At 61.6% G+C, this 26,072-nt stretch carries 35 protein-coding genes and 1 pseudogene; 3 read left to right on the top strand and 33 right to left on the bottom strand.

The window, feature by feature from the left end; translation table 11 throughout:
* Positions 1-183 precede the first annotated feature (183 nt).
* Positions 184-423 carry a hypothetical protein gene (locus tag DIE04_RS19315; protein ID WP_124573239.1) on the top strand — a complete coding sequence of 80 codons (240 nt, stop codon included), beginning with the start codon at positions 184-186 and terminating at the stop codon, positions 421-423.
* Here DIE04_RS19315 and DIE04_RS19310 read toward each other — a convergent pair.
* The 22 genes from DIE04_RS19310 to DIE04_RS19215 form a co-directional block, all read right to left on the bottom strand.
* Positions 384-1,274: a hypothetical protein gene (locus DIE04_RS19310; RefSeq protein ID WP_124573237.1), complete on the bottom strand. Its 891-nt coding sequence runs from the start codon at positions 1,272-1,274 to the stop codon at positions 384-386. The genes DIE04_RS19315 and DIE04_RS19310 overlap by 40 nt on opposite strands.
* 147 nt (positions 1,275-1,421) lie before the next feature.
* On the bottom strand, positions 1,422-1,709 hold the full coding sequence (locus tag DIE04_RS19305; RefSeq protein WP_124573235.1) for a cupin domain-containing protein: 288 nt from the start codon (positions 1,707-1,709) through the stop codon (positions 1,422-1,424).
* Positions 1,706-2,269 (bottom strand): aspartyl/asparaginyl beta-hydroxylase domain-containing protein, encoded by a 564-nt coding sequence (locus DIE04_RS19300; protein WP_124573233.1) that lies wholly within the window; start codon positions 2,267-2,269, stop codon positions 1,706-1,708. Before DIE04_RS19300 ends, DIE04_RS19305 begins: the two co-directional genes overlap by 4 nt.
* A complete protein-coding gene (locus tag DIE04_RS19295; RefSeq protein ID WP_185500381.1) occupies positions 2,266-2,667 on the bottom strand; it encodes a 3TM-type holin in 402 nt (133 codons plus the stop codon). Before DIE04_RS19295 ends, DIE04_RS19300 begins: the two co-directional genes overlap by 4 nt.
* Positions 2,667-3,149 (bottom strand): glycoside hydrolase family 108 protein, encoded by a 483-nt coding sequence (locus DIE04_RS19290; RefSeq protein ID WP_124573229.1) that lies wholly within the window; start codon positions 3,147-3,149, stop codon positions 2,667-2,669. The genes DIE04_RS19295 and DIE04_RS19290 overlap by 1 nt, the downstream gene beginning before the upstream one ends.
* Positions 3,146-3,364: a hypothetical protein gene (locus DIE04_RS19285; protein ID WP_124573227.1), complete on the bottom strand. Its 219-nt coding sequence runs from the start codon at positions 3,362-3,364 to the stop codon at positions 3,146-3,148. Before DIE04_RS19285 ends, DIE04_RS19290 begins: the two co-directional genes overlap by 4 nt.
* Positions 3,365-3,373: 9 nt before the next feature.
* The gene (locus tag DIE04_RS19280) at positions 3,374-3,562 is read right to left on the bottom strand and encodes a hypothetical protein (protein WP_048806072.1); all 189 of its coding nucleotides are present in this window, start codon (positions 3,560-3,562) and stop codon (positions 3,374-3,376) included.
* A gap of 45 nt (positions 3,563-3,607) precedes the next feature.
* Positions 3,608-4,429: a hypothetical protein gene (locus DIE04_RS19275; protein ID WP_124573225.1), complete on the bottom strand. Its 822-nt coding sequence runs from the start codon at positions 4,427-4,429 to the stop codon at positions 3,608-3,610.
* Between the two features lie 2 nt (positions 4,430-4,431).
* On the bottom strand, positions 4,432-6,051 hold the full coding sequence (locus DIE04_RS19270) for a hypothetical protein (protein WP_124573223.1): 1,620 nt from the start codon (positions 6,049-6,051) through the stop codon (positions 4,432-4,434).
* Positions 6,052-6,055: 4 nt separating this feature from the next.
* Positions 6,056-6,760, bottom strand: a complete 705-nt coding sequence (locus DIE04_RS19265; protein ID WP_124573221.1) for a hypothetical protein — start codon at positions 6,758-6,760, stop codon at positions 6,056-6,058.
* 1 nt (position 6,761) lies between these two features.
* On the bottom strand, positions 6,762-7,187 hold the full coding sequence (locus DIE04_RS19260) for a hypothetical protein (protein WP_124573219.1): 426 nt from the start codon (positions 7,185-7,187) through the stop codon (positions 6,762-6,764).
* A 24-nt stretch (positions 7,188-7,211) separates the two neighbouring features.
* Entirely contained in the window at positions 7,212-7,727 is a 516-nt protein-coding gene (locus DIE04_RS19255) for a hypothetical protein (protein ID WP_124573217.1), read from the bottom strand.
* A 10-nt stretch (positions 7,728-7,737) separates the two neighbouring features.
* Positions 7,738-9,153 (bottom strand): N4-gp56 family major capsid protein, encoded by a 1,416-nt coding sequence (locus DIE04_RS19250; RefSeq protein WP_124573215.1) that lies wholly within the window; start codon positions 9,151-9,153, stop codon positions 7,738-7,740.
* Positions 9,154-9,169: 16 nt separating this feature from the next.
* The gene (locus tag DIE04_RS19245; protein WP_124573214.1) at positions 9,170-9,928 is read right to left on the bottom strand and encodes a hypothetical protein; all 759 of its coding nucleotides are present in this window, start codon (positions 9,926-9,928) and stop codon (positions 9,170-9,172) included.
* Between the two features lie 8 nt (positions 9,929-9,936).
* Positions 9,937-10,455, bottom strand: a complete 519-nt coding sequence (locus DIE04_RS19240; protein WP_124573212.1) for a hypothetical protein — start codon at positions 10,453-10,455, stop codon at positions 9,937-9,939.
* A 152-nt stretch (positions 10,456-10,607) separates the two neighbouring features.
* A complete protein-coding gene (locus DIE04_RS19235; protein WP_124573210.1) occupies positions 10,608-13,010 on the bottom strand; it encodes a NosD domain-containing protein in 2,403 nt (800 codons plus the stop codon).
* Positions 13,007-13,255, bottom strand: a complete 249-nt coding sequence (locus DIE04_RS19230; RefSeq protein ID WP_124573207.1) for a hypothetical protein — start codon at positions 13,253-13,255, stop codon at positions 13,007-13,009. The genes DIE04_RS19235 and DIE04_RS19230 overlap by 4 nt, the downstream gene beginning before the upstream one ends.
* Positions 13,248-13,592, bottom strand: a complete 345-nt coding sequence (locus tag DIE04_RS19225; protein ID WP_124573205.1) for a M48 family metalloprotease — start codon at positions 13,590-13,592, stop codon at positions 13,248-13,250. Before DIE04_RS19225 ends, DIE04_RS19230 begins: the two co-directional genes overlap by 8 nt.
* Complete coding sequence (locus tag DIE04_RS19220; RefSeq protein ID WP_124573203.1) at positions 13,589-15,778, bottom strand: hypothetical protein; 2,190 nt, start codon at positions 15,776-15,778, stop codon at positions 13,589-13,591. The genes DIE04_RS19225 and DIE04_RS19220 overlap by 4 nt, the downstream gene beginning before the upstream one ends.
* A gap of 7 nt (positions 15,779-15,785) precedes the next feature.
* Positions 15,786-15,962 (bottom strand): hypothetical protein, encoded by a 177-nt coding sequence (locus tag DIE04_RS29815; RefSeq protein WP_157380965.1) that lies wholly within the window; start codon positions 15,960-15,962, stop codon positions 15,786-15,788.
* A gap of 2 nt (positions 15,963-15,964) precedes the next feature.
* The gene (locus tag DIE04_RS29810) at positions 15,965-16,126 is read right to left on the bottom strand and encodes a hypothetical protein (protein ID WP_185500380.1); all 162 of its coding nucleotides are present in this window, start codon (positions 16,124-16,126) and stop codon (positions 15,965-15,967) included.
* A 2-nt stretch (positions 16,127-16,128) separates the two neighbouring features.
* Entirely contained in the window at positions 16,129-18,132 is a 2,004-nt protein-coding gene (locus DIE04_RS19215; protein WP_124573201.1) for a hypothetical protein, read from the bottom strand.
* A 539-nt stretch (positions 18,133-18,671) separates the two neighbouring features.
* Between DIE04_RS19215 and DIE04_RS19210 the strand changes: the two genes are divergently transcribed.
* Positions 18,672-18,947 (top strand): hypothetical protein, encoded by a 276-nt coding sequence (locus tag DIE04_RS19210; RefSeq protein ID WP_124573199.1) that lies wholly within the window; start codon positions 18,672-18,674, stop codon positions 18,945-18,947.
* 67 nt (positions 18,948-19,014) lie between these two features.
* On the top strand, positions 19,015-19,194 hold the full coding sequence (locus DIE04_RS19205) for a beta-lactoglobulin I (RefSeq protein WP_124573197.1): 180 nt from the start codon (positions 19,015-19,017) through the stop codon (positions 19,192-19,194).
* Positions 19,195-19,205: 11 nt separating this feature from the next.
* On the opposite strand, the gene DIE04_RS19200 is transcribed toward DIE04_RS19205, so the two are convergent.
* The 11 genes and pseudogenes from DIE04_RS19200 to DIE04_RS19150 form a co-directional block, all read right to left on the bottom strand.
* A complete protein-coding gene (locus DIE04_RS19200) occupies positions 19,206-19,433 on the bottom strand; it encodes a hypothetical protein (protein ID WP_124573195.1) in 228 nt (75 codons plus the stop codon).
* 498 nt (positions 19,434-19,931) lie between these two features.
* Positions 19,932-20,285: a hypothetical protein gene (locus DIE04_RS19195; protein ID WP_124573193.1), complete on the bottom strand. Its 354-nt coding sequence runs from the start codon at positions 20,283-20,285 to the stop codon at positions 19,932-19,934.
* Positions 20,282-20,635: a hypothetical protein gene (locus DIE04_RS19190; protein WP_124573191.1), complete on the bottom strand. Its 354-nt coding sequence runs from the start codon at positions 20,633-20,635 to the stop codon at positions 20,282-20,284. Before DIE04_RS19190 ends, DIE04_RS19195 begins: the two co-directional genes overlap by 4 nt.
* Positions 20,636-20,640: 5 nt before the next feature.
* A complete protein-coding gene (locus DIE04_RS19185) occupies positions 20,641-21,006 on the bottom strand; it encodes a hypothetical protein (protein WP_124573189.1) in 366 nt (121 codons plus the stop codon).
* Positions 21,003-22,790: a toprim domain-containing protein gene (locus tag DIE04_RS19180; protein WP_124573187.1), complete on the bottom strand. Its 1,788-nt coding sequence runs from the start codon at positions 22,788-22,790 to the stop codon at positions 21,003-21,005. The genes DIE04_RS19185 and DIE04_RS19180 overlap by 4 nt, the downstream gene beginning before the upstream one ends.
* Positions 22,787-23,644, bottom strand: a complete 858-nt coding sequence (locus DIE04_RS29960) for a helix-turn-helix domain-containing protein (RefSeq protein WP_221621949.1) — start codon at positions 23,642-23,644, stop codon at positions 22,787-22,789. The genes DIE04_RS19180 and DIE04_RS29960 overlap by 4 nt, the downstream gene beginning before the upstream one ends.
* Positions 23,641-23,850, bottom strand: a complete 210-nt coding sequence (locus DIE04_RS19170) for a hypothetical protein (RefSeq protein WP_124573186.1) — start codon at positions 23,848-23,850, stop codon at positions 23,641-23,643. Before DIE04_RS19170 ends, DIE04_RS29960 begins: the two co-directional genes overlap by 4 nt.
* 598 nt (positions 23,851-24,448) lie before the next feature.
* Positions 24,449-24,532: pseudogene (locus tag DIE04_RS30395) on the bottom strand (hypothetical protein); the annotation flags it as partial.
* Between the two features lie 109 nt (positions 24,533-24,641).
* Positions 24,642-24,905 (bottom strand): AlpA family transcriptional regulator, encoded by a 264-nt coding sequence (locus DIE04_RS30190; protein ID WP_260426913.1) that lies wholly within the window; start codon positions 24,903-24,905, stop codon positions 24,642-24,644.
* Between the two features lie 165 nt (positions 24,906-25,070).
* A complete protein-coding gene (locus tag DIE04_RS19155; RefSeq protein WP_124573182.1) occupies positions 25,071-25,703 on the bottom strand; it encodes a hypothetical protein in 633 nt (210 codons plus the stop codon).
* A gap of 96 nt (positions 25,704-25,799) precedes the next feature.
* A complete protein-coding gene (locus tag DIE04_RS19150; protein ID WP_124573180.1) occupies positions 25,800-26,069 on the bottom strand; it encodes an AlpA family transcriptional regulator in 270 nt (89 codons plus the stop codon).
* Between the last annotated feature and the right edge of the window lie 3 nt (positions 26,070-26,072).

The raw sequence follows: 26,072 nt of genomic DNA, 5'->3' as shown, positions 1-26,072 counted from the left end.
CGTCGGCATCGGCCGAAACGCGGGCAGTGGCGGTTTGCCGGGCGCGCCGGTTCCCATTCCCGGCGGCATGCCAGGCGGAAGCGGAGGCATCTGCCCCGGCGCCGGGCCCGCCATTGACGGTTGCGCGGGCATGGACGGTTGACCGGGATTCGGCGCTTGCGGCGGGGGCGGCATCTGCGCGGGTTGGCCCTGCTGTCCAAGCAACAACGGCAACGCATTGCCGGCAGCCTCGAGCGCAGCCTGCTTACGCTGACGGTCCTGCTGCTCCGTCTGGAACTGCGCGAGCTGAAGCATGCGCAACTGGCGTTGCGCGGCCTGCTGGTCCGCAGCCTGTTGATACTGAAGGAAGTAAGGGAGCCCCGCGAGTCCGGCCATATCTCACCTCACATCGTGAACCCGTACGAGTTCCCGCCGCCCGAGTAATACGGGCTCGACGTGAACGCGCCGCTGAAGTCGCCACCGCCGAACGAGCCGGTAGTACCGTTGAAGAAGTTGCCGAAGCCGCCGGCATTCTGGATCGAGTTACCCAGACCCGAAATGCCCTGCGATACCAGGCTGCCGAGCGCGCCGGCGCCCTGCGCCTGCGCCTGGAACGGCACCGATTGCGCGCCGGCGCCGTAGTTCAGGTACGGGATGATCTGCCCTTGAATCGATGAAGCGGAAGCCAACGGGCCCTGCTCCATTCTGGAGTTATACGTACTAGCCAACTGCCCCGGTACGTCCGCCAAGTTCATTGCAATCGTATATGGCAGTTGTCCGCCAAGCAGCGTGTATTGCGGAGCTTGAGTGAGGGCATTCGCGCCGGCTTGGCCGTAGCTCCCCGCCGTGTTTGCGGCGCCGGCATAGCCCTGTAACCCCTGTAGCGCGCGCGACAGCTGGTTGTTCTGCCAATCAATGTTGAAGTTCGACAGCGCTTGGTTGGCTACCCCCGCACCGGCCGCGGACGACCCCAGCCCGTACATCGAGTTGTTAGCATTGACCTGTTGTTGCACATTATTCAGACTGCGGTCGTAGAGTGCGCTCTGCGGGTCCAGTCCCATTTGGTAAACGTTCTGGCCTGCAGTCAGCAAGTTTCCTTGCGTCATCAGGTCTAGATTGCCGAGGCCGGTCAGCGCGTTGCCGGCGTTCGTGTATCCGATACCGGCCTGGTTTGCCGCGGTCTGGTAAGCGGGCTGGTATTGACTGTTCGCGGTCAGCCCCTGTGACAACGATTGATACAGATACGGATTCTGCCACTGGATCTGCGTCTGGTTGCCCTTCATCTGATCGAGCAAGCTCTGCCAGGTCGTATCGGCTTGGGGCAGACCGGTCGGTACGTAGTACGATGGGCCGCCCCCGCTAGTGCTGGGTGACATAGCCCCGGAGACTAGCGAGCCCGCGATTGATCCCCCTACAGCAGCTGCGACACCCCAAGGCATGGCTTACTCCCTTTCCAAGACTTCCGGATCCGCCACGCTCTCAGCGTGGATACAGAGCCACGTCAGGTCCGTCAGCGCCGTAATGCGATGTGTGAGGCCAGCCTTCACCTCGAGCATGCACGGACCGTGCAACACCTGCAGTTCCCCCTCGACATCGAGCATCGCCGTGCCATGTGCGAGGTAGCTCAGATGATCGTAGTCGTGCACGTGCTTCTGCACTTCCTCACCGGCGCGCAGTGTCTGCTCGCGCGCGTACACGCCGCCGGCCGTGAAATGGTGCTTGACGGTCATTTCTCGCACCGAATCGACACGATCAGCGTGATCCGATCGTCGTCGCCCTCGTTGACCACTTCGTGCTCTTTCGTGTTATCGAAGTACCAGACATCACCCGGCGCCATAACGACGCGCTCGTCCTCGACTCGGTTCCAGCATTTCGGATTCGTCTGCAATGGCACGTACAGCTTCGTGTTGTAGTGCCGCACGTGCCAAGTATCGTCAGCGTGAGGCAGGATCCGCTTACCCGGCGGCAGCTTTGTGATCAGTATGCCGCCCAGGCGGGTACCCTCGACACGTGCCATCAGGCCGAACACGATCGGCCTGAGCTGCGGCAGTGCGTACCACTCCGGGTAGAAGATCGCGTCATGCGCATCGTTGAAACCCGTATAGTCCCCGGCGGCCTTGTACGGCTTCTCGTCGTTGTACCGCAGCCAGATATCCGAGACGTCAGCGTGTGGGCTGCCCTCGCGATCCGTGCGAAAAACATGTCGATTCCAGAGGCCCGGCTGTCGCGCGATCGCGAGCAGTACGGGCGCCGTATCGATGCCTGCGCCGATCCGGATCAGGTTGTTCATTGGACGCCCTTCACCTGCTGGTAGACATGCATGCCACCGAGCCCCAGCATGCCGATCGTGATGGTCGCGAGCTGCGTGAGGTCGAGCGGCGGCAGATTCAGAGGGTGGCCCGCGATCGCCGCGCACGCGTTCATCAGCGGCTCGACGACGAAGTTGTACGCGTATCCGGCGACGCACACCCATCCCATCCCGCCGCGCCAGTGCTGCAACGGATCGCTGCTCTGCGCCTCGGCCTGGTTGATTTGCATCTGCCCGGTGATCTGCGCGAGCTCGCCCGTCTGCTGCAGTTGGAGCAGTTGAAGCTTCGCCGCGGCGGCCTGCTGCGGATCCGGCCAGACGCGATCGATGATCTTCCCGACGACGTCGGAGACTGCGGAAATCGGATCGAGGAATCCCATCACGCGGCTCCCTTCAAAAGGTTGTTGGCGATGCGGTTCGCCCATCCGTGGCTGAATGCCGGCCAGTTGTGCAGGTCAGCGAGATACTTCAGCCGGTATGCGAGAAAGCGCGAGACGATGCGCAGCGGGTCCGTCGCATTCACCTTGGCGATCGTGACTGGCCCAATTCGGCCGTCCGGTTCAAGCCCGGCCGCCTGCTGCAGCCACGTCACCGGAAGCCCCCCGTTGTACGCGGCATCGAATACCTGGAAGGCCACGCGCGGATCGAACTGGTCGCAGTAGTACGTATCCCAGTAGACCCGCTTCGCGATCTGCTTGGCGATCTCCTGCGACAGTGCATGCATGTCGCCGCCGTACCCGTGGGCACGCGCGACGCGGGCCGTGATGCCCCACATCGTCTCGCCGCCTGGGTCGGCCGGGTTGTTCGAGTAGCCGCCTTCGTTCCCCATCAGTGCAACGAAGGCTTCGTCGAAGCTGCTCACAGCTTGCCCACCGCGTGCAGGATCTGCTCGACCTTCTGCTCGGCGGTGGCCTCGGCGTCGGTAACGATCGTCGTCACGCGCGATTCGAGATCGGTGAGCTCCTTCGCAGCATTGCCGAGGCCGACGATTTCCTCGACCTTGTCGACGAAAGCACGGCCGTCGTTTGCCAGTGCCTGGAAACGCGCCTCGATGGCGGATTTGATCGCTTCGAGCATGACTTTCTCCTAGAGGAACTTCTTGAATCCGCCGCCGGCGCCATACGCGGCGAGCGCGACGAGGGCGTACATGAAAACCCGCCACGCCAGACCGAGGACACCCCGGCCGACATTGAGCTGGAAACGCTGGGTGATGCCGCTTTCGATCTGCTCGGCAATCGCCTTGACGTCGTCTTCGGTGAGTGTCCGGTTTCCCATGTTTTTCCCGATAGTTGTGCGAATTGTGGTTTTGTTTCCCTTCGCTTAAACGAATTCGAGGACGATGAACATACCCGCGGTTCCGTTAAAGCCGGCCGTTCCCGAAACCCCGGATGAATAGATCGCGCCGCCAGCGCCGCCCGCTCCTCGCCCGTTTCCGTTCGTGCCATTGGTAGTCGTACCGCCGACCCCTCCCGTCCCCCCGGAACCGAACGGGCTATTCCCGCCGCTACCGCCCAGAGAGTTGTTCGGGAAGTCCAGGCCGGCGGTGCCCGGCTGGCCTTGATTCGAGAAGATGAAAATCCCCGAACCGCTCGGCGCAGCGGGCAATTGCGGAGGAGGCGCCCCCATCGCTGACGTACTCGATCCCGGGTTGCCACCGCCCAGAAGACCCGCGAGGCCACCCGGGAGGACCAGCAATCCGCCGAAACTGGACTGGCCGCCGTTGTTGCCGGTGGCGCCGGCGATACCCGTTCCGCCTGCGCCAATCGTCACGGTTTGCGTGGTGAGGCCAGATGGAATCCAGATCGCGCCAAACGTCCCTGAGCCACCGCCAGATCCTGCGACCGGTACGGCCGGGCCCGGCGAAACAGCGCTGGTACCTCCGCCAGCGGCGCCGCCACCGACACCGGCCACGATCGCGCTGTTGGCGTTCGTGGACGGCGTGTACGTACCGGACGACGTCAAAACCTGGATGTTGACGAGCGCACCGAGTCCTGCGGCGGCCATGGCGGCGGTCAGCGCAGAAGTGGCCAGCGCATTCGCGTTCACCTGGTTGACGATGTAATTCAGGTCGGCCATGACCTGCGATGCGTCCGCGATCGTGCCGTTCTGTAGGTTGGCGGGAAGCGATCCGATGATGCTCATGACTACCCCTGGTTCGTATATCCGGCGTCCTGATACCGCGCAAAGAACGTCCCGATCTGCACTTCATTGGTCGGCGTGACGGTCACATCGAGCGACATCTTCTGAAAGACGAGCGCAATCGGCCACGGGATTGTGTAGACGTGCGGGATACTGGAATTCGATGACCAGTTCGCACGCCCCCATACGAATGCACCCCAGATCGATCCCTGAGCGGGCGTCGTCACGAAAGCGGATGCGATCGTGTTGTTCTGGTCGTTCAGCGCGGTCAGGTTGAAAAACACCTGGCTCCCTGTCGACCCCAGCTCCAGCGTCGATTCCACTACCTGCAGCTGCTGCATGTGGCCGGTCTTCGGAAAATCCGACGAGCGTAGATGGCTGACGAACGTCGCGCCCGCATCGAGATAGCTCGAGTTCGCCGATGGGATCGTCGTGCTGACGAACAACGCCGCGCCCTGCCCGGCGCCCGACAGCACGAACGCCTCACCGTACTGCGACGCGCAGTCGTAAAGAAATGTGTGCGGGCCGGTCCAACGCTTGCGCCGAATGTCGTACCAGTAGTCGTTCGTCTGTTGCTGCCCCTGGATCAGGGTCGGCACGCACGTACGGTAGATGTTCCCGGCAAACGCCGCGCTGATGCGCGATGGCTGCGTGGTGTTCTGGAACGGCACCTGCAGATCCGCTGGGAAGTCAGTACCCGGCCGGCTCGACAGCGGTACGAGTGTGCCCAGGAAGTTCAGGATGTACGGTGCGTCCACGCCCGCGAAGAAGATGCCGAATGGACCCTGCACGACGCTCCGCGGTGCGATGCATCCAGTCGTCAACGAGATGTAATTCAACGCCAGGTTGTTCGTCGTCGGGTCGCCCGTGATCTGCCAGATCTGGCCGGCCTTGAACACCACCAGCGCGCCGATAACACCGGCCGATGTGGTTTGAATCGGCAGGCCAGACTCCGCGGTGATCGGCGTCGTATCACCGATCGTCACGGCCTGCGAAGCGTTCGTACGCGTCAGCGGGGCCAGCGGATCGCTGAATTGCAGTGTATTGCCGACGGCAAACCAGGCGCGGTTGTTGAAGTTCGCGACCGACGTCGGCACACCACTCAGCCCGTTCGTGGCCAGGTTCGACGACGACCACGCCGGCGCGGCGGGGTTCGAGATGTCGATCACGCCGAAGAAGTTCGCGCCAGTGCCGGTGAATCCCGGATGCGTGATGAGGACTTTCGTGCCCACAACCGCCATCGTCGGGGGCGTCCACGCCCCGCTCGTCGAAGGCGAGGCCGGAACATTTGACGACGTCACCCCGCTGATCGTGATGAATGCGTTCGTCGCGAGGTTGAACGCGAAAGGCTCGTCGAATCCGGGATTGCGTCCGCTCGACACCATGCCGTACGCGATGTTGCCGACCACAGTATGCACGGACACGAAAGTCGGCGACGTGAAGCTGCTGAACGTCGTCGCAGCGTTGCCCACGCCCGGGCGTGCAACAACGATTTCCGGGTTGCCCTGGTCGAATACGAGATTGCTCAGGAGCTGGCACGCGCCGGCGAAGGCGTCCGTCGCGTCGAACGCGTCGCACAGGCCTTTCGGCGTGAAGCGGACCGGCTTCGCGTTGCGGATCGCCATGGTCCTAGTCCGTGATCTTCGTCGGCTTCAGCGTGCGGTTCGTGTGGAAGCGCCGCGGATCGAGCCGCACCGACTTGACGACCTGCTGCTCGTCGCCTTCCATGATCAGGTGTGTGCGCAGCATTGCCTCGCACTGCGCGCGGAACGATTCCTGACGGGCATCGTCCGTCTCGCTCATCAGTTCCGCCGCCGTGGCCTTGATCAGGTAGTGCTGGTCCGGGAACCAGGGGATCGTCGTCGACGTTTCCGGTGTCGCGATGTCCGGCTGCTTCACCATGTACCGATGCGTCAGGACGATCTGCCCGGACGACTGCGGATAGATGAAGAGCTGGCCCGCCGAGTTGTTCGCCTGCGCCGTCGTCTCGTCGTGCAGCAGCGTCATGAACTCGTACGGATAGTTCGCGATCGACGGATCCTTGAACTCCTGGTCCCACTCTTCCGGTGAAATCGGGTGCAGGAAATATGGCAGGTTGTTCTGTTGGAAGAACAGGTCGTACGTGCGCAGGTAATTCAGCGGCAGGACGAACGGACCGTAGTTGTTCGCCTGGACCGTCACGAATTCGGTGACCCGGTTGATCTTCAGGTCACGATGCAGCCAGAGGTCCTCCAGGACCATGTTCAGATAGACGCCGCCCTGCGAAAGCCAGCCCGGCGCCTTCGCAATCGCGCAGGCGCGCGCGACGATCTGTTGGGCCTGGAGGTAGGCCATTTCACGCTCCTCCGCGGGCGTCGGCGACCTTCTTGCGCGCCTTCTCGAGCTCGGCCTCGATGCCCTTCAGCTGCTGCGGCGCGTTCTTCAGGTTCGCCTGCTCCTGACTCGACAGCGTCTTTGCCCCGGACTTGCCGGAACTCTTCGCGTTCTGCCGCTCGAGCAGATCCGCATACGCGCGCGCGACGTCGTCACGCGCTTTTTCCCACTGTTCGATGTGGGCTTCGAGGACCGGGATCTCGAGCATGCGTTGCTGGCGCTGGAGCGCTTCGCGCACCAGGTCCATGCGGCTGTCGAGGGAATCCTTCGATTCGCCCTCGACCAGATAACCGCTGGCCGAGAGCTGTGCCTGGTTCGGCGCCGGGAGGGTGATCGTGAAGTTGCCGATCACCGTTGCAGCCGTAACTTCCTGAGAGGCTTGCGACATGGTCTTCCTTTCGGGGGTGGGGAATTACGATCGCGCCCAGGCCGGCACGGGGCCGCCTCCGAGCACCTTGTTCTGCGCCTGACGGTACGGGTTGAACGCGTGGCCATTGATGTCGTTCTCGTGCACCCAGGTGCGTGCGACCATTTCCTTGATCGAGCGCAGGGTGTCCGTGTCGAACTTGTACGTGTGGCCGTGCAGATACGGCGTGCCGTTGATCTTCAGATGTTCGCCGCCGCACGGCGCGAGATCGATGCGATACCACCAGAGATCCGTCTCGCCGTCCTCGGCTTTGCCTGCGAAACGCTCGACGACGCCCGACGTGAGCAGCGACGACTGCGCCTGCGCGGAAAGGCGCGCCGATTCTTCCTCGGCGATCTCCTTCGCGGCGCCCAGCTTGGCGTTTTCGGCTTCAAGCGCCTTGATGCGCTCGAGCAGGTCTTCGCGGCTTTCCTCGACCGGTGCGGCACCGCCGAGTAATTCGTCGGCATCAGCCGCCCCCGGAGCCGGTTTGCCCGGTTCCTGCGAGTTACGTGCGACCATTAGTTACTCCTTACGCGGTGGTCACGGTACCGCCCTGGTAGCCCGGTGCGAACGCGGAGCCGCATTCGACGCGGGCCAGGAAGGCCGTGTTGAGCAGGATCGAGCCGTAGAACACCTTCCACGACACAACCCGGGTTTGGTTCAGCGGATCGGACTTGTCGGCGCCCGTCAGGTAGTGGAACTCGGGGTTCTCGAGCAGCACCTGACCGTAGCTGTGGTTGCCGATGAATAGCACCGGGAACACCGACACGCCGGTTGCGGGCGCGGCCGGCGGCGTCTGCGTGACTCCGATGCCCGTCAGCGTGACCGTCTGGTTCGGTTGCAGTTGCGTCGCCTGGCCGGCGAGCACGCCGGTCACCGGAACGCCATTGCCGATCGCCGTGGCGAGGTTGGCCGGGTTCGCGGTCGTCCCGATATACACGTTGAACACGTAGTTCGGGAACGACGGCAGGGTCACCGAGATCGAGCCCGTCGGGCCCGTGACGCTGATCGACGACGACACCTGGTAGATCGTCTGCTCGACCGACGTCAGAGCCGGCGCGGCCGTCACCTGGATGTAGTACGTGCCCGTCGCGAGCTGGCCGCCCGACGTCGACGCGGAGCCATTGATCGCGGCGGCTCCCGTCCAGTACGGCATCATGTTCGTTTCGCAGTAGCGGATGCCACCGAAGTCGCCGAGCTCGTTGTTGTAGAGCCGGTTGACGTCACTGTAGGCCCACGCTTGCTGCACCGACGAGTTCTCGCGCATGTCCTGCGCCGAAAACGGGCTGATCAGCGCGACGTAATGCTGCTTGACGCGAGGCGTCTGCGACGGATCGCGGTACGCGCCCGCCTCGATCATCATGTCTTCGCGCTCGTCGCCGTTGAAGCGCGGCACGCCGTACGCAGCCATCGACGCGAACAAGCGGTTCGATTCGTGCGGCGACATCACGTTGGATGCCGTCAGGGCGGCGCGGTTCGCGGCGCCGCCGGCGTAGTTCACCTGCGGCGCGGACAGCAGCGTGTTCAGCGTATTACGCTCGAGCGTTTCCGGCATCTGCAGCGACACCAGTTCGCACGCTTGCTGGAACAGCGGGTGCTTGATCGTGAGGTTCGCCACGTCGGTGATGATGACGCGGTCGCCCCACTGCTGCGCGGTGGCGCTGACCTGTTGCAGCGTCATCGCTTCACCCGGGGGCGCGACGCCTTCCTGCAGCGGCGCGTACGGCAGCGGCAAGCGCTGGTAGCGCGACGCGGTGTACGTCGTGCCGCGGTTCGTGTCGAGTTTCAGCGGCTTGCCGAACTGGTACGCAACCAGTTGGCGGCGCGCGAGCGGCTCGACTTCTTCCTGGATGTACGCTTCGACGTCAGCCGTGAAACTCGACGACTGGTTCGTCACTCCGGGGAACATGAGGCCCGTCAGGAGGGCCAGAATTTTCGTCAGCATGGTGTCCTCGTGCTGGTCAGATGTTCACGTCGGCCAGCCGCGCGGCGCGCTTCTGGTGTTCGGTTTGCCCGCGCGCCGGCGGCACGTTCGAGCGCACACCCGGCGGCTTGCCGCGCGGAACGTCCGCAGCGGGAGTCTTCGCTTTCGCCTTCGGCTTCAGCTTGCCGTCAGCGATGTCCTTGCCGAGCATGTAGTAGTAGACGGCCTCGCGCGAGGCGTTGCGGCCTGCGCGGCGCTCTTCCTGCACCGCGGCTTCGACGCGATCGCGATAGCGCGCGCGGTGCGGGTCGCTGGCGATCTTCGATTCGAACAGCGTCTGATCGCGAAGGTCCTGCGCTTGAAACAGCGCCGCTTGCGCGGCCTGTTGGCTCTGGCGCAACGTGCGGTTCGACTGGATCTGCCAGCGCTCCATCGGATCCAGATTCGGATCGCGCAGGCGTGCTTCTTCGGCTTCGAAATCACGATCCGTCGTCGGTGCTGCCGGTGAGCGCGCGGTGTCGACCGCGCGGCCGCGGCGTTCTACTTCAGCTTCCAGCGCCGCGAGTCGTTCGGCGTCCGTCGTCCCGCGGCGGGCAGGTGCTGTCGGCTCGACGAAATCGAACTCGAGATCGTCATCCGACAGATCGCCATGAGCGCCGCCAGCATCAGGATCGCCGCCGCCAGGATCACCAGCACCAGCGTCGTCACCCCCAGCATCAAGACCAGGGTCCGACGGATCGCCATCGTCGACGCCGGGAAACAGAAAATCGAAAAGTCGCTGCAGGAGCTTGCTCATGGCCGCCCTTACGATTGCGTGCCCGTACCGACCGACTGGATCGTCGCGGTCGTCGCGCTGGTGATCGTGATCACGAAGTCACGGAATGTGTTCTGGTTGACGCCCATCGAGCCGCCCAGCGTCCAGCCGGTGTTCGTCGTGACCGTCCAGGCGAATGCGCCGCCGGAGCTGTTGATGACACGCAGCTGCCACGTGATGCCGACCGGGTTTTGCTGCACCGAAGCGGGAAGCGCGGCAATCAGGTTCGCCACCGTCGGCAGCGTGAGTGCCTGGCCCGCGGCGAGTGTGCCGGTCAGGTTGAAGAACGTTTGAGCCGCGCCGGAGATCTGGCTGCCCGCTGCCGTGAACGCTGTCGTGTTCGCCGCGGTGTTATAGATCGCTTCCTGCAACGGATTGATGCCCAGAATCGCGTTCGTCAGGCTGACCTGATCCGGCATCGCCCCGAGATCCTGAATGCTCGGGATCTGGCCGGGGCCGATGGCCGGGAAGACGAGGCTGACGAGACGGGCCAGAATGGTTTTGCGCACGATGATCTCCTGATCAGGGTTCCGCACTTTTTATTCCGGTTTCCCTCGGAGACCAAACAACGCGATTGCGTTCCGCCAACGTCACGCCCCCCGGCACGGCCGAGGGGACGAGAAGAGATCGATTTGTGCCTCATCGACGACACGCACGCTTACTATTGCTGCAACGAAATGGAGTATCGGAAAACTGCTGATGCTGCACCGGCACTGGATAGGGCCTGAATGTCAACCGAATCGCTTGGATTAACGCCTACCCAGTTGCCATTCGCGCAAACATTGACGCCGAACGATGAACCACCAGAGATCGTCCCCGTAAGGCCCGTCGACGCATTGTTCTTGCGAAGCGTGACGGTATAACTTTGACCAGCGCCTGGTGCAGCAGATGTATTGACGACGAAACACGAGATTGCGCTGGGGGACGAAATTGGAAAATAGACATTCGATTCGGTTGTGGACGCCCCACCATTACCGAGATAGATCGTCGCGCCACTCCCCCCTGTTGCGCCGGTCGTGATGCCAGTGAAGGTGCCAGTCGATACGTTGTTCGATGTACCGTTTTGTATCGGGTGGTTCCCCGACATCACGGTCGAAGCAGCGCTCGTAGAAATGTTCGTCGGCTGCGTGAGGTACCACGAAAACTGATTCCCGGTGATCGTCGTTACCGAACTTGTCGCATCCACCGTTAGGTTGTAGTTGACATGTGCCGTCCCGTCCCATGAGTAGAACTGGTTCGCAGCAATCATGGTCGTGTTGCCACCTGTCAACGAGATGTCCGGATAGCCAGCCGATGTGACAAGTGAGTTGGTATAGAACTGATTGTCGGTAATGTGGTTGTAGTTCCCAGTGCTGATGACAAGACCAGACTGTTGAGATTGCGTGATCCGGTTGCGAGAAATCCAGTTGTAGTGACTCGACGAAAGCGAGATGCCAGTCGCGTTTTGCCAGACAAAGTTGTCGGTGATTTGCCCTGCGCCAGAGTTCGCAAGCTGGATTCCATAAGTTGTGAACGGACTGCTCACATTCGAACCCATCTGATTCCCAGTGATATGGAAATCGTTGCAGTACGAAAAGTAAAGGTCCGCCGTGCCGTTGTACAGAAGCGCGTTGTTCTTGACAATGACACCGCTTGATTGATTTCCACTGGTTCCCTGGCATGCGACGCCATACACGGGGAATGACTGTACGAGCAGATTGTCGAGCGTCGTGTTGGCGGTTGTTGTAAGGACCAGACCTGACCCAGACAGACCGGCGTTTCCACTAAATGCGAGGTCTCGAACCGTGCTGAAGTTGCCGTTCGTGATTGTCAGGACGTTCCCTGCTGCATAAGGCGAAAGAACCGAACTCCAAGTCCCGTGAATCAAGACACCGGAAATCCCGGTGACTGTGGCGTTCATATAGAACTGGCCAGGCGGCACATAGACATCGTTAGATGCAGCCACTGCATTCTGGAATGCCGTGGTCGAATTATTGCTCGGCCCGGTTTGGGCTCCGAACCATCTGATGTCTGCACCGCCCGGTGGAAATTTCGCGAGCCAACATTTGCCGTCCGCGCTCTTGACTTGAGAGCCGCCGTCTCCCGCCCCCGAGTTCAACGAACATGCGCTAGTGGACGCCGTGTAAGTGAGAGGCGGTGTATCTCCGGACGCATTGAAACCGAGGCGAATAACTGTGCCAGTCGTCGCCGTGGACAGGGCCTGCAGAGCGGTGTTGCTCGCCACCGCAGGATAGATAGTCGCCGCACCGACCGTCGGTGGCGACGTCGACGATAGCGTTGTGAATGCGCCAGTCGACGGCGTGGTGGAGCCGATCGGCGTATTGTCCAGCGATGTCGCACGCGTCGCCCCCAGCGTGGTAGTGCTCGATGACGTGAGGGTGGTAAAGGCCCCCGTGCCGGGAGTTGTAGACCCGATGGGACCGGGCGCCGCGAACGTCGCGCCACCAAGAGTGGCGGCATTGATGCTGCTGTTGCAAACGGGTCCGCTACCCGAAGACCAACCGAGCGCGTTCGACGAACCACTGCACGATGGCATTGCCACGGCCGCAGGGCTCGCAACCGAACCTGTCGCATTCGCAAGTATCGTATTCGCGGCTTGCGTCGCGAGATCGGCGGTCGTCACAAGACCGGTGGCAGTAAAACTCCCCGTGACCGTTGCGCCGCCGCTGAGTGTGGCCAGCCCGGATATGCTGAACGGTCCCGTATGCGCCCACGAACCAGAACCGCTGTTCGACGTGATGCCGGTGATGCCGGTGGCATAACCGCCCCCGATCGTCAGAGCATTGCGCCATGCTGTGTATGCGTCGTTGCTGAACCCCAGGCCAAGCGTAGCTGCGCCCCAGGTCAGGAACGCTTCGTGATTGTCCACGCTACGCCCGGAATCGACGAACGAGATCACTGGCCCGTTCGACATCCACGATTTCAAATTGCTACTCGTAACAGCCGGCGCCGTGCCGCTTGTTCCGATGACAGTCGTTGAACCATAAGTCGGTGTCGGATACGTCTGGCCGAATGCAATTCCGGAAATAGCCAGCGCAAAGAAGGCGATGAGAATTTTTTTCATGGTACGTACGCGAGCGTGTTGCCGTCATTCCAGAAAGTTCCGGATGCACCGGGCGAAGTTGGCAGGCTTTGGAACCAGGCCAGCATGATTGCGGCGAAGATTGGGCCGGCGCCGTTACCGATCTGGTTCAATTCGAAGGTGGTCTGGTTCGCGAGCGAATTGATCGCAGCCTGAATCTCGTTCGGCGGAACGTCTTTTCCTTCGGCCTTGACTTGGTATGGAGTGACTCGGAATGCGTCAGACATGGAGCGCCTCCAGCCTTTCTTGTGAGCTCGGATGCAGCACGCTGCCCGGATGCGGGTGCCGGCGCAGGAACATGCGCAGTCCCGCCGCCATCCCCTGCTCTTTCACGTACCGGTCGGCGGCGAGCTCCTGCTCGCGTACGCGCGCGAAGACCCAATCCGGACGGAAGATCAGCTGAAGCGTCAGCAGCCACCAGAGCCGGCGCAGCGGATCGCGGCGGATCAAGTGCGCGCGCTCGTGCGCGAGCACAGCCTCCTTCTCGATCGCCGACAGCGAGCGGAAGAAGATGCCGGTCTGGATGGTTCCCCACGGCGTGCACCGGGCCACGAAGCGCTTCATCGCGGCCCCGCCATCGGTGAGGCGATCTGGTCGGGATGGATCATGCCGGCCGGCCCTTGTGGCCGCGGCTGCCCGGGCTGCGCGCCCGCGCGCGGCGTGCCGGCAACGCCCGGTCCCGCGCCGCCCGGCACGCCGGGTTGCCCCTGCGGCTGCTTCGGTGCCTGTTGCGCCTGGAGCTTCGCCTGCATTGCCTGCTGGTGCTGCTGGATGTGTGCGCGGAACAGACCGGCCGCGTCGCCGGTGAGCTGCGCGGCCTGCAGGTGCGCGGCGATGTGTGCGCGGTCGTCGTCGGCCTGATGGATCTCGGCCGGCAGGCCGTTGTGCATCATCAGGTTCTCGTCCTGCGGATCGAGGTGGAACAGGTTCCGCTCGTCGATCAGGATGCGCGGCGCCACTTCGGGCCCGAAGATCTGCTCCGTGCCGTACTCGAGAATCGGTCCGATATTCAGGCGCCGGCCGTCGAGCTGTTGTGGCGGGATGCCGCGCAGGACGTTCATCCACGCGATCATCTGCTGCATGCGCTGCAGGTTCTGTTGGTACGACGTACCGCACCAGCGGAAGAAATAGCGCTCGCCGAATGCCTGCACCGGGATCGTCTGCAGGTTCGCGCGCGCGCCGAGCTCGCCGAGAACCTCGACGGTCAGCTCTTCCGTGCGGAACTGCCGGTCGAGTTCGAACATCCATTCGACCAGCGGATTGAGGATCACCTCCTCGTACCGCTTCGCGTTGTCGATGATGTTCGATTCCTGCTGCTGCGCCATCGCAGCCATCTGCGCCTGATTCTTCCGGCCGGCCGGCATCTTCCCGAGCATGGCGTCGTTGACGTCCATCGACTCGTTGATCTGCTGCTTCAGGTTCTCGCAGAGGGGGATCGCGTCCTTGTAGATCGCCGGGAAGTTTGCGAACTTCGTCTTGTTCGGGTCGGTCAGCCATACCGCGGCGAGTCCCACCACCATCGACTGATAGTTCGGGTTCGACAGCGGGTCGACCATCGTGATCGGCAGCAGGCTGTATTGCGCCGAGTCCTGCCCCATGTTCCAGAAGTCGTTCAGGTTCCACTGCAGGAACTTGACCGGCTCGATCTTCGAGATACCGAAGAACGAGCCCGTAATGCGCTCGATCGGCGCCGAGATGATCGGCCGCTTGCCCGACCAGAACGGATTCCGGATGATCCCGAGGATCACGTCCTGGCCGGCGAAGTACACGAAGCACGGCTCCTTGCCGTTGCCCAGATCCAGGTTCGTGTGGACCTCGTAAATCAGCGCGTACTTGAACGTGCCTTCGGTGCGGATGCCGGCATCGCCGGTGCGCTTCTTCGGCGGCACGTACTTCTCGCGGCCGGCGTCCGGCTTCGCGAGGTTGTCGATCAGTTCCTTCGCCTCGACGCCGACGAAGATCCCCTCGTCGACGAACCGTTCGACGGCGTCGATCGTCAGACGCAGCCGGATCGCGGTCGCGGTGGCCTTCTCGATGTCGTTGCAGGTCGGCGGGTAGACGGCCAGGTCCTCGGTCGCGAACTGCACGATGTCCGGACCTTCGGTCGTCACTTCCTTCTCTTCCTTTTCCCAGCTCCAGTCGTCCTCGTCCGCGGCGAGGTCTTCGACTTCCCCGCCGAGCTCATGGTCCTCGAGGATCGGCGGCTTCTTGATCAGCTCGGTCACCCGGCGCTGCGTTCGCGACCAATCGACATAGAGGTTCCACTGCCCCGTCACGTCTCCCGCGATCAGGTCGGCGCGCACGACGTCCTTGATCGCGGCCGAGCGGATGTAATGCTCGAGCAGGCTGATCTGCGCAAACGGGATGTTGCCGTCCGGGCCGGTGGCGCCGACGTGCTTGTGGTTCACCGGGAAAAGCTGTGCGATCGTGCGCTTCACGCGCGCGTTGACCGCGTTGCGCACGGCGGGGATGTAGCATTGGGAGTTGCCGGAATACTGCTGATTCTCGTCCGGCTGCGCGTTATAGATGGACCAGTATTCCTCGCAGCGGTCCATCTGCTCCTGCTTGTTCTGGTAGCACTTCGCGATCTTCGGGTACAGCTTCGCGGCTTCGGTGTAGGCATCGGAATCGGGCTTGTCGGCCCAGTTCTCGATCTCTTCGCCCGTCTTCTCAGCGTCGAGCGCCCGCGCGTCCAGTGTTTCGACCGCGGGCTTGTCGTCCTGCTTCTTCGGCTTCTTCGAGCGGGCCATGGAAGGATCAGCCGATCACCTTGCCGCGGAGCTTGCGCTCGAGCGAAGTGCCGGTGCCGCGATCGCGCGGCGTGCGCTTCGGCCGATCGTCCGCGTTCGGTTTCTTCGCCGTCTTCTCGGCGAAGAAGTCGCCGACCGGGCGCGACTCGGAGCGCGTACCCTGAAATTCGCGGCGCTTCTTCACGATCACAGACCCGGCTTCGACAGCTTTTCGCGCATCGGGCCGCCCTGCATGCGCTCGCCGACCTTCTCCGGCTTGCCGTACGCGCCACCCTGCTGCTTGCCCTTGTAGAAGTCCGACGGCCGTTGCGTCGGCGCTTTGTGGTGATGGTTTCGATCGACTGCCATGGTCATCTCCGCGGCAAAGTGGTCAGGTAGCTCACACCCTGCGGGTTGACGCCCATGTTCACGCCTTCCGGCAGGACGTCCGCTTGCTGCGAGCAGATCACGTACACGGCCGCTTCGAGTCCCTCGACGAGGGTACGGTGCGGACCAGTCTCGGGGAGCGTATTCCTGTTTCCCGCGCGATCGACCGGGTAGTTGTAGCCACCGGCCATCGCGTTCAGCGTGTGCTTCGCGCCGTCCTGGTCGACCTGGAACAGACGTCGAGCCTTGGCCTCGGTGCGGATGAGCGGAGAAAGCGCACCTCGCGAGACGTTCACGTATGCCCCGCGCATCGGGTACATGTTCGCTGCGCGAAGGGCAGCCACAATCGGCATGCGGTCGGCCTGGTCGAGCACATCGGCCGGCAGCCATGTCGTCACGCGTGCGCGTGGAAACGCAGCACGCACGAGCTGCGTGATGTCGGATACCGCTTCTTTGGGGGGTACTGGCGAGATCCAGTCAGCCACGACGACGATTCGCTGACCCTCGATGCAAACCAAGGCCGCGGTTGTCTCCGTGCCGTTCGAATTGAACGCCAAGGCAAGGGGATGCTGCTGACTCGGCTGGTACTCCGACGCGATGTTCCACTGCCCGAAGTCCTCGTACACCGGAGAGCCCGAAAACACGCGCTGAAAGTACGCAAGGGCGTTCAGGATGTCCCGTTTGCCGCTGGGGAAATTCAGGATCTCGGCGACGAGTTTCGGGTGTTGCCCTTGTCCGCCGACCAGCACGATGTCGCCGGCCTCGAAGAAAGGCTGCATGCCCATGATGAACTGCACCTTGTCTCGATCCTGGGGTGCAGTGAGCGGGCGAAGCGCCAGCGTCACGCCGCGGCGGAGCATCTCCGCGCGCATCGGCTGCAGCAGCCACTCGTCGAGGGAGTTCTTCTCAATCGCGACGGCCGCATCGCCATAGCGAGAGGATGTCTTGAAGGCGTCTTCGATCACCTCATCCGGCTTCCAGAACTCACCCGACGATGCATGGACGTAGATCTTCGTACCGAGGCGGCTCACCACCACTCGCCCAGTACGGTCGCTCTTCTTCACGTCCGTCGTCCGGGCCGGGTCGGTGATCACGACCTTCGGCAGCCACGGCGCCGGATCGACCGCGCACTCCCGGATATGCTCACTCTCGAAGGGCTTGTCCTGCGAGCCGATCGCCATGAGCATGTACTCCTGCATGAAGCCACGGAGCTGCCCGGCCCGCTCCATCTCATCGCGCTTCCGGCGGACCCAGTCCATCGGATAGCGCTCGGGCCACAACGCCTGCGTCTCAGGATCGTCGATGTCGCCGTTGCAGATCGGATACCGCCGGCTCGTCCAGTCCGGGTTATCGCGAAGCCGGGTGATCATGCAGTCCTCGGCCAGCGGCGTGCCGGTGACCCGGATCTTGCCCTTGACCTTGTCCATCGCCGGGATCAGTTCGAGGTAGAGCTTGCGCATCGACGCGTCGACCGCCGCCTTGTCCTTGACCCGCTCCTTGTTCTCGATGTCGTCGAGGTACGCCCGGTCAGGACGGATGTCGCGCCACTTGAAGCCGCGGAATTCCTCCTCCCAGCCGTGAGCCTCGAGCAAGACACCGTTCGAAAGCTCCATCTGGTGCTCGTTCCAGACCCTCCCTGACTCCTTCAGCCGGCCGAAAAGGCCTTGCAGCTTCATGTTCCGGGTCGCTTCGAACTTGATCGCCTCGAGACGCTGGCAAGCCTTCGTGTACGTCTCACCGATGATCAGGCAGTACCCGAAGTTGACGAAGCACGCCTCGATCAACAGGTGCTCTTCCGACAAGGTCGACTTCGCCCCCTCCCGGAATGCCTCGATCAGCACCCATTCATCTGCGCACCGCCAGAGGTCCATGACCTCGACGTGGAACGCCGGCGACGCCTGCGGATGTCGATGTGGGAACAGCATCGCGGAACCCAGCGCGCGGTCCTCCGAGATCGCGGTAAGCAGCGCTCCATTGGTCAGGGCCATGAGATTCCTCCTCGCGGAGGATCATCAATGTTTTTCCCGTGCGCAGATTGGGGAGAGGGTTCGCAAAATTTTGTCACCCCGTCCGTGGGGCCCTGGGGTGGTCCCAAAGTTAGGATTTCGTAAGGCAAGGATGAGAATTGCTCTCATTATGAGGTGATAATGCCCCGTTTCGACTGATAGCACCCATTATGTCAAATCTATGTGCAGCGCACCAACTCAATGTAATCAACAACTTATGCGTTTCTCCAAGTCTAGCGTCAGTCTGTTCACGGCGATCGCGCCGCAACATGAAAGCTTTTTAATATGCCGGAAAGGTATTTGAATGAATTTAGGCGACGCAGGAAACGAGTGTTTTTGAGGCACGCAGGACAGCTTCTTGCGCCGCCTTTCCTCCCTTTCCCCTCTCCGTCCCTGAGCCTTTCCACGCGCGTACGTGCGCGCACGCGAGGGGTTGTCTTTGCTCAGCCGACTGTCATTCAAAACCTGCTACCGTCACGGGTGGCGATCGGCCGGTCGCTGACAACCTGGAGACCACAACAATGGACTACGAAGTCAAACGCCTGCACGCCCGTATCAATGCCCTGGAAGTCGCTCTCATTGCCGCGCTGAAGGAGAATCCGAAGGCTTGGGAGGCCGTGCGCAAGGCGCTTACTACCGAATATGACCTGGCTGTGAAGAAACGCGACACACCAGTTGCTGCCGGATTTCAAACGAAGGTGGAGCGCGAGTATCGCGAGGCGACTGACAAGGACGCTGAAGAACTGAAGGTCACGACGCTTGACGCGCTCCGCCGAAAGTTCGGAGCGGGAGCCTGACTCTCGATTCCCCGCGTCAAGCCTTGCGGGGTAACGCAGTTAAGATGGGTAGAGACAGGAGGTTCACATGCTCTACGCCATCTTGACGCCGGAAGAGGAAGCACCGATCGGCTACTTCGACTCAGCGTTCGCACCGACAGTTGAGGAGTTGGCTGACTACTGCGCGGAGTTCGCGGGATTCGCAAATCGCGATGAGTGGATGGAAGCGACCGGCGTCGAGGCAATTGCCTACGCGCCGGTTCAATAGATCCGTCCTGATCAGATAAGCGTTTCGGTCTTCGTCGCCCGGACGCTGATCTGCCAAACCTCATCTGCATCGTCAAAGCCGGCGATGACGCCAACTTGGGCAATGTACTTGCCAGTCGTAACCTCTACATCAACGCCCTCGGGGGCCGAGGCGAGAAGCTTGTTCAGTTTGTCCAACTGCATTCTCACATCCGATACCCACTGCGCCTGTTCTGTTTGCTGATCGATAATGATGGTCATTTGGTCTCCATTACGTGCAAAAGCCCGCTCGGTGGCAGGCCTAGGAGACGATACTATAAGCATTTGACCGCCTGCAACGAGCGCAACCTCCCACCCGCTTTTTTTAGAAGCGTTGCTAGGTCGCGGCGGGTATATCCGGCTTGGTCGACCTGCTGCGCCTTGGTGCGTTCAGCCATTCCGGTCGGTCCTGGCGGTGCTACTCCGCCATTCAGCCACGTTTATCGAGCTGGCGCGACACCAGTTGTTCGGGCCTGGGCTAATGGGCCCCCGTCGGACGTTTCTTCTATCCCGCGCTGCCTATTTGCGGCATCCGCTTCGTTGGCGATCTGGCAGACGCGACACACCCATCTCTTCCCTTTCGCTTCACGCAGCATGGCAACGATGTTCAGCCGCCAGAGGCGCTTGCATTGCGGGCAGATGGAGGATTCGAGGCGCATTCCAGAAAAGAATGCCCGGACGTGCCGGGCGAATCACCGTAGTGAAGGAGACGCGACCACGTTAAATCTGTTTCCCTCGCTGAACGATCCCGCACATGATCCGGTGCAGTTCGGCCGGAGTGACCTCGTCCCGATCTTCGAGAACAGTGGGCAGCGGCTTTTTCGTCCGAGCGTAGAGCAGGATTACGCCGCGTCTGATCCCTCGTGCCCCGCTCGATTTTGCGTAGGAGATGGAGTTGGCGATGTACGTATAGCCCTCGTCAGTCAGGGCCGTGAGGTATTTCGAGATCGTCCCCCGGGGCACGCCGATCTGCAAACCGAGACTCGCTTGGGTGAGCATGCCCTGCTGCTCGAGCAGCTCGCAGATGCGGTGGCCAACGAGGTCCGGATTGGACAGGTTGCGCAGCGAGATCATGCCCCTACTCCGACCCAGGACAGCATCACCCGATCGAGTTCCGTCGGCGCCGGAATCCGGAACGGCATCGAAACACGCTCCGCGTCGCGCCGCCTGCTCTCCGCGATACGCGCGGACTTCGGCGCGAGCGGCACAATGGCCGGGATCGGCTTCTTGGTACGCGTATAGCGCTTGGGGCTGCCCGACGCGGAAACGAATCCAGCTGCGGCCAATGCATCGAGCTGACGAGCCGTCGCCCGCGGATGGATGCCCCGCACCTCGGCGATCTCGTTGATGGTCATCGCACCGCGTCGCGCGAGCAGTTCGCAGATGCATCGCTGCGCCGATCCGTTACGCTCGATCTGCTTCATGATTGTCAGAACGGGCAGTCGTCGGGAACTTTGGGACCTTGGAAAACGGTGTTCATGAATTCCCGCTGGCCAGCCCAGAACACAATCTCATTCGCACTGAGCAGAGGTATCGCACACCATTCTCCGTATCCGTACGGTTCCACGTACCAGCCACGCGACCTCAACCATTCAGCGAATCCGCTATGGATACCGTCGTCGTGTGTGACGCTCGACTCGTACTCGTCGAAGAATGGCAGCCCATCCGGCATCAAGATCGATGAGTCCGCTTTGATTGCAACGCCCGTCAATTCCGAGCTGAACGGATAGTCGATGACGACTTTCAACTTCGTAAACGTCGAGTTCAGATCCTGCTTCAATTGCTCTGCATTCATGCTGGCTGCTCCTCGCCGAAACGGCTGTAGGGTAGATAGGTGTAGGGACGGCGGCTCTCGCTCGGCCCGAACTGCATGCAGTCCCGGTTAAAGAACAGCGCGAGCGACCGGCGTTGCGTTTCCCCGTTCCGTGCCTTCAGTAGCGTCAGGAACGCGTCCGGTTCGTCGACGCTCTCGTCGTCGTGGTCCTTCTGTGCCGACCACACGGAAAACACGTTGTCCGCGGCGTCCGTGATCTTCCCGCTCCCGCCGACGTCCATCTTTCCGGGACTGCGCTTTTCGTCTTGGCCCTTGCGCGGGTGAGCAACGAGATGCACGTGGACGTTGTACTGGCGCGCGAAGTTGGCGAGCAAACGCATCGCTTCCTTCTGCGCCGTCATGGCGCCGTGGCCGTCCTCCGGGACGTCGGTCATCATCAGACTGTCGATCACGAAGTGGCGGATCCCGTAGCGCTTAAAGCCGTAGGTGAAGACCATCACCAGCCGCTCGATCGCTGCGACGCCGACGAGATCGAAGACCCACATCCGATCGCGCAGCCACGCGCCCATGTGGTCGAGATACTCCGGCGCCGGCCGATCAAGTCCGCCCAGTTGCTTCGCGAGCCGCTTGCCCTGCATCTCCGGCCGCATCTCGCCCGAGAAGACGCACGCGCGCTCGCCTTGGCACATCAGGCCGATGAGCACCTGGCCAAGCAGCAGCGACTTCCCATGCCCGTTGATGCCCGTCCAGACCGTCACTTCGCCCGGTCGGAACTCGAACCAGAGTTCGTTGCGACCGCAGAACGACAGGTATGGAAAATTCGCGTCTTCGTGCGCCGGATAGAACAACGATTTGACGTTCGACCAGAAGCGTTCGATCGACTTGAGCTCGTCCGGGTCGAAGCCCGATGCCTGATCGCAGCACCGGCGGAAATCCTCAGCCGTAGCACCGGACAGCAGGTATTCGTTCGCGTCCTTCGATTCGCCGAAGAACACGACGCGGCAACGCTCGATACCGAGGCGGTTTGCAACCTCCTGAGCGCCCTTCCGGCCGGCTTCGTCGTTGTCGTAGCAGAGCAGGATCTCGCTGAAGCGCTCGAGCCGCTCCCAGTCGCTGTCGATCCACTGGTGGTTGCCGGCACCGGCGTTGACTGACAGCGCCGGGATACCGACCTGGTGCAACGTCATGGCATCGATCTCGCCCTCGGCGATCGCGACGACGCGTTGGGCCGGGTCGATCAGGTTCCAGCCGAACAGGCACGGCTCAGCGCCGGCCTCCTGCCGCATGTCCTTCTTGTCCGCGATGTTCCGGTATTTGGCGTTGATCAGCTCGCCGCCGCGGAGGTACGGGAAGACGATGTGCGTCTTCGGCCCGTTGGTCTGCTCGGCGATCTGGAATGCCTTGACGGTTTCGGGCGTAATGCCGCGACCGTCGAACCATTCGTCGAGCAAGCTGGTCGGGCGCGTGGCTTTCGGCCGGCCCGGACGCTGGTACGTCGGTGCCTGCCGTTTGGGTATGTCATCCCGTACGCCGAGGAACTGCTTCGCCTCGCGCATTGCATCTGCGACTGACATCGACCGGCATGCACACCAGAGGTCGAGCAGATCCCCGCCGTCTTCGCCTGCGAAATCCCTCCACACGCCCCGCTTGGCGCCGCCGAGGCATACCGACAGGCTCTGTCCCTTCTCGCCCGCCGTGCTGCCGGATTTCCATTCCTTGCCCGACTTGCGGCCATTTGGCAGCAGGTGCTCCGCGATGGCCTGCGCGTTCTGCGCCATCAGCTCAGCGAGTTCTCGTGCGTTCATGCCCCAGCCTCCTGCCGAACCCCATTGGCCCAGAGGTGCGCCGAGCGCTCGCTGCAGCCGGCGTTGGTTGCCTGCCACTGGTACGTGAACCCCGCGGCCTTCCACCACGGAACCGCCGTGCCGCCACCGAAGAGTTCTCCGTCGACCGCCTGGGGTTTCGCGAATTCCTCGAAGTGCCGATCACGACCGAAGAACGTCGACGCCTGCTTCACGTACGGCGTACCGATGTTCCCTGCAGCCTTCATCGCCGCAGCGTAGGCGACCACTGCCCTGACGAGCACGTCCGGATCGACGCCTTCACGGATCCGAGCGTTCCAAGCCCGCTGAGCTGCCTGCTTCGAATTCGAGCCTTCACGTTTCGGATACTGCCGCCATGCATCGTCGAATTTCGAATCGCACGAACGAGAACGGTTCTTTGACGGTTTATTGATGGTTAAGGACGGATTGGGTGTCACCGTGACACCCCGTCCGCTCGTCAGTGACACCCCGTTGGCGTCACCGTGACACCCCGTTGGCGTCACCGTGACACCCCGTTCGTCACCGGGTGTCACCGCGACACCCCGTTTTTTCATCACTATGTCGTAGCAAACCGGGCGCCGATCACCGCGATCAATGTATGCCGCAACGATCGCCTGGTTGCCTTTCTTGATCAGCCCCAACTCCTCCAGCACATCCAGTTTCCGACGGATCGTGCTCTCGGAAAGGCCCGTGTCCAATTCGAGTCTCGAGGTCGAGGGAAATGCCGCCTTGCCGTCTGCGTCGGCGTAGTTCGCCAAACAGAGCAACACGTGACGCGCGGTGGCGTCTCGAATGTCCTGTTGCTCGATGGCCCATGTCATCGCCTGAACGCTCATCGCATCGACTCCAGGATCGCCAACTCCATCGCGACCCGCTGGTCGTCGCTCCTGAGGCGGATCTCGCTGTACATCGCGTGCTTGCATACGCGCTGCCAGAGTGGCGTGGCGGCATCGGAATCAATCAAGCGGCCAATCTGCGAAATGCGAGCCTCGCGCTCGGCGTCATGTCGGCGCTGGCCCGTCAATTCGGTTTCCTCGAGCAAGTTGATGGACCAGAGTCGAAGATCCGGACGAACAAACCACCGGCTCCGCGAAACGGATCGATAACCCTGACACGGGGGATTACTTAAAACGACGTCAGATTCAACACGATTCATGCTCACCACCTCTGCCCACAATCCATTAAGGATTCCTAAACGGACAAATAAAAACCCCGCTTGGGGAAAGCTGCCGGCGGCCAAGCCGGTTCGGTTTGCCGGAGGGTTCGGCTTACCTCAACTCTCCCCAAGCGGGGCTTCCCTCTTCGTCCATCGATTGGCAGTCGACAGACATAATCTAACTCGGTTTCCCGGCTATTTCCGGCACATGCGAGCGCCGTCAACCAAGGTGAGTGATAGTGGTCTGGATCAAGCAACCTCACAGACCACGATAAATTATCTTCTCTTCAAACGCTGGCCCCGAGCAGGTATGTAGGTTAAGGAGGCCGTCTTGGCGTGCTCCAAGCGCGCCCAATAAAGCCGCCAACGCCTTTCTGGAACTGGGCGAAAGCCTTGGAAGTAGTCGAAACACCGGTGCTTTCGATGATCTTGAAACTGTCACGGAGCCGATTCAGACCGTGGTGTTCTTGAACATCTCGACGGTCGCGACCACCTGCTCGATCACTTTCTCCATTCCGTAGAGTTCACGGAATGCCGGATACACCTTGATGACCTTGTTCGCGAAGATCACCATGTTCACGAACAGTCCGGGTGTCGGCTTGTTGGTGTTCTCGGCGATCTTCGGCAGTTCACTGCCCTCTATGATCGGTTCCATTTTTTGATTCTCGCAAGGCCACTTAAGCAGCCTCGCCGAGGCCAGTATCAACTCGGTAGCCGAGCGGATCCGCCAACCACCGGTGCACTTCGGCGTTGCTGTAGCACGAGTGCGTACGGCTCATGCGGATCGGCTGGGGTGCCTTGCCGGCTAGCCCCAGCTTTCGCCAGGATTCACGGCACATCGGAATAAAGGGCGCGATCTGCGCCCATTTGGACAGGCCGATCGTCGGGAGGACCGGCGCGGCCGGTTGGCCGGAGTCGGCCGTCTGGGATGTATTCTTCACGCTCGCTCACCTGGCACTTTCGACGATCTCAGGTTAGGCAGCGGGAAAATTCCGTGCAACGCCTAAAATCGTCGAATATTGGTTACGGTGAGCTAATCCTAAGTGCTGTCTCGATGCTTTGTAATGCATCCAACGAGCACGCAGTTCATTTTGCAGCAAACGATACTATCTGCACGCAGACTGTATGCCTTTCTTGTATTCGGAAATCCATTTCTGAACCGTGCGAAATTTGGCCGGTACGATCTTTTCCGCCACCGCACTCGCCGCGCTGTCGGTGCTCGAATACTGATTGAGGTTGTCGTCGCACCACTTGAAGACGTCGGCCTTCATGGCGTAATTCTCTGCATGGCGCGCAGCTGCAGCTTTTCTCGCAAGTCCGGATACGCTCTCCTGCCCCTCTGATTGAGCTGCGAAAGTTGCCGTGACGATTGCTTGCCAGTATCTGGCATCATCCACGTAAGACCATGCTTCGTCTCGACGGCCATCCTTATCTGCTTTCATCGCCTGCACGCAGTATGCGCAGGAGATCATTATGAGCAGCAACATTGCATGGCCGAGGAAGTCCGGATCTTTTCTGTTCGCAGCTTCGTAGAACTCGTCGAGAAATGCGTCGCCGTTCGTATCTTCGTCTCTCCACATAGGGCCGAAGTACCGTTCAATCACTTCTCCTCCGTCGTTCCCGCTCACTTGCGCCCAAGCAGTCGCCAGACCCTCCAATACAGATCCGGCCTGCGTGATAGGAGTTCTACGAGCACGATCCAACGCATCGCGTTTGAGAGCTTGGATTTCTTTCTTCATCTACGTCCCCGACAGCGCGCCTTATATTGAACCGCGCCAACAGGGTAAGGGAGCCCTGCGTTCGCTCCGTCGAGCTAGGCGCGGTTGAAACAATTTTCAGAACTGCCCAGCACTCCGGGAAAGGGAGACCCGTAGCTCGTCGAATTTCACTCGGGCCGCCATTCTCTCATCGTCCAGAAATTGCGCAACGTCGCGAATATCCGCTACCCACTTATTCGCACGCTTCTGCATAGGAATGGGGAACCGTCCGGCGCATATCTCATTGTATGCAGTCTGCTTCGCATAGCCGATCGCCTCGCAGACTTCGTCCAGCGAGAGTACCAATTTGCAGTCGAACTGACCCATAAGTAAAAACAGCGATTTCATCGA

The organism is Burkholderia sp. Bp8994, from assembly GCF_003853805.1.
Taxonomy (GTDB): Bacteria; Pseudomonadota; Gammaproteobacteria; order Burkholderiales; family Burkholderiaceae; genus Burkholderia.
Note: the sequence above shows the minus strand (reverse complement) of the source record. Positions and strands in the feature narration are given on the sequence as shown.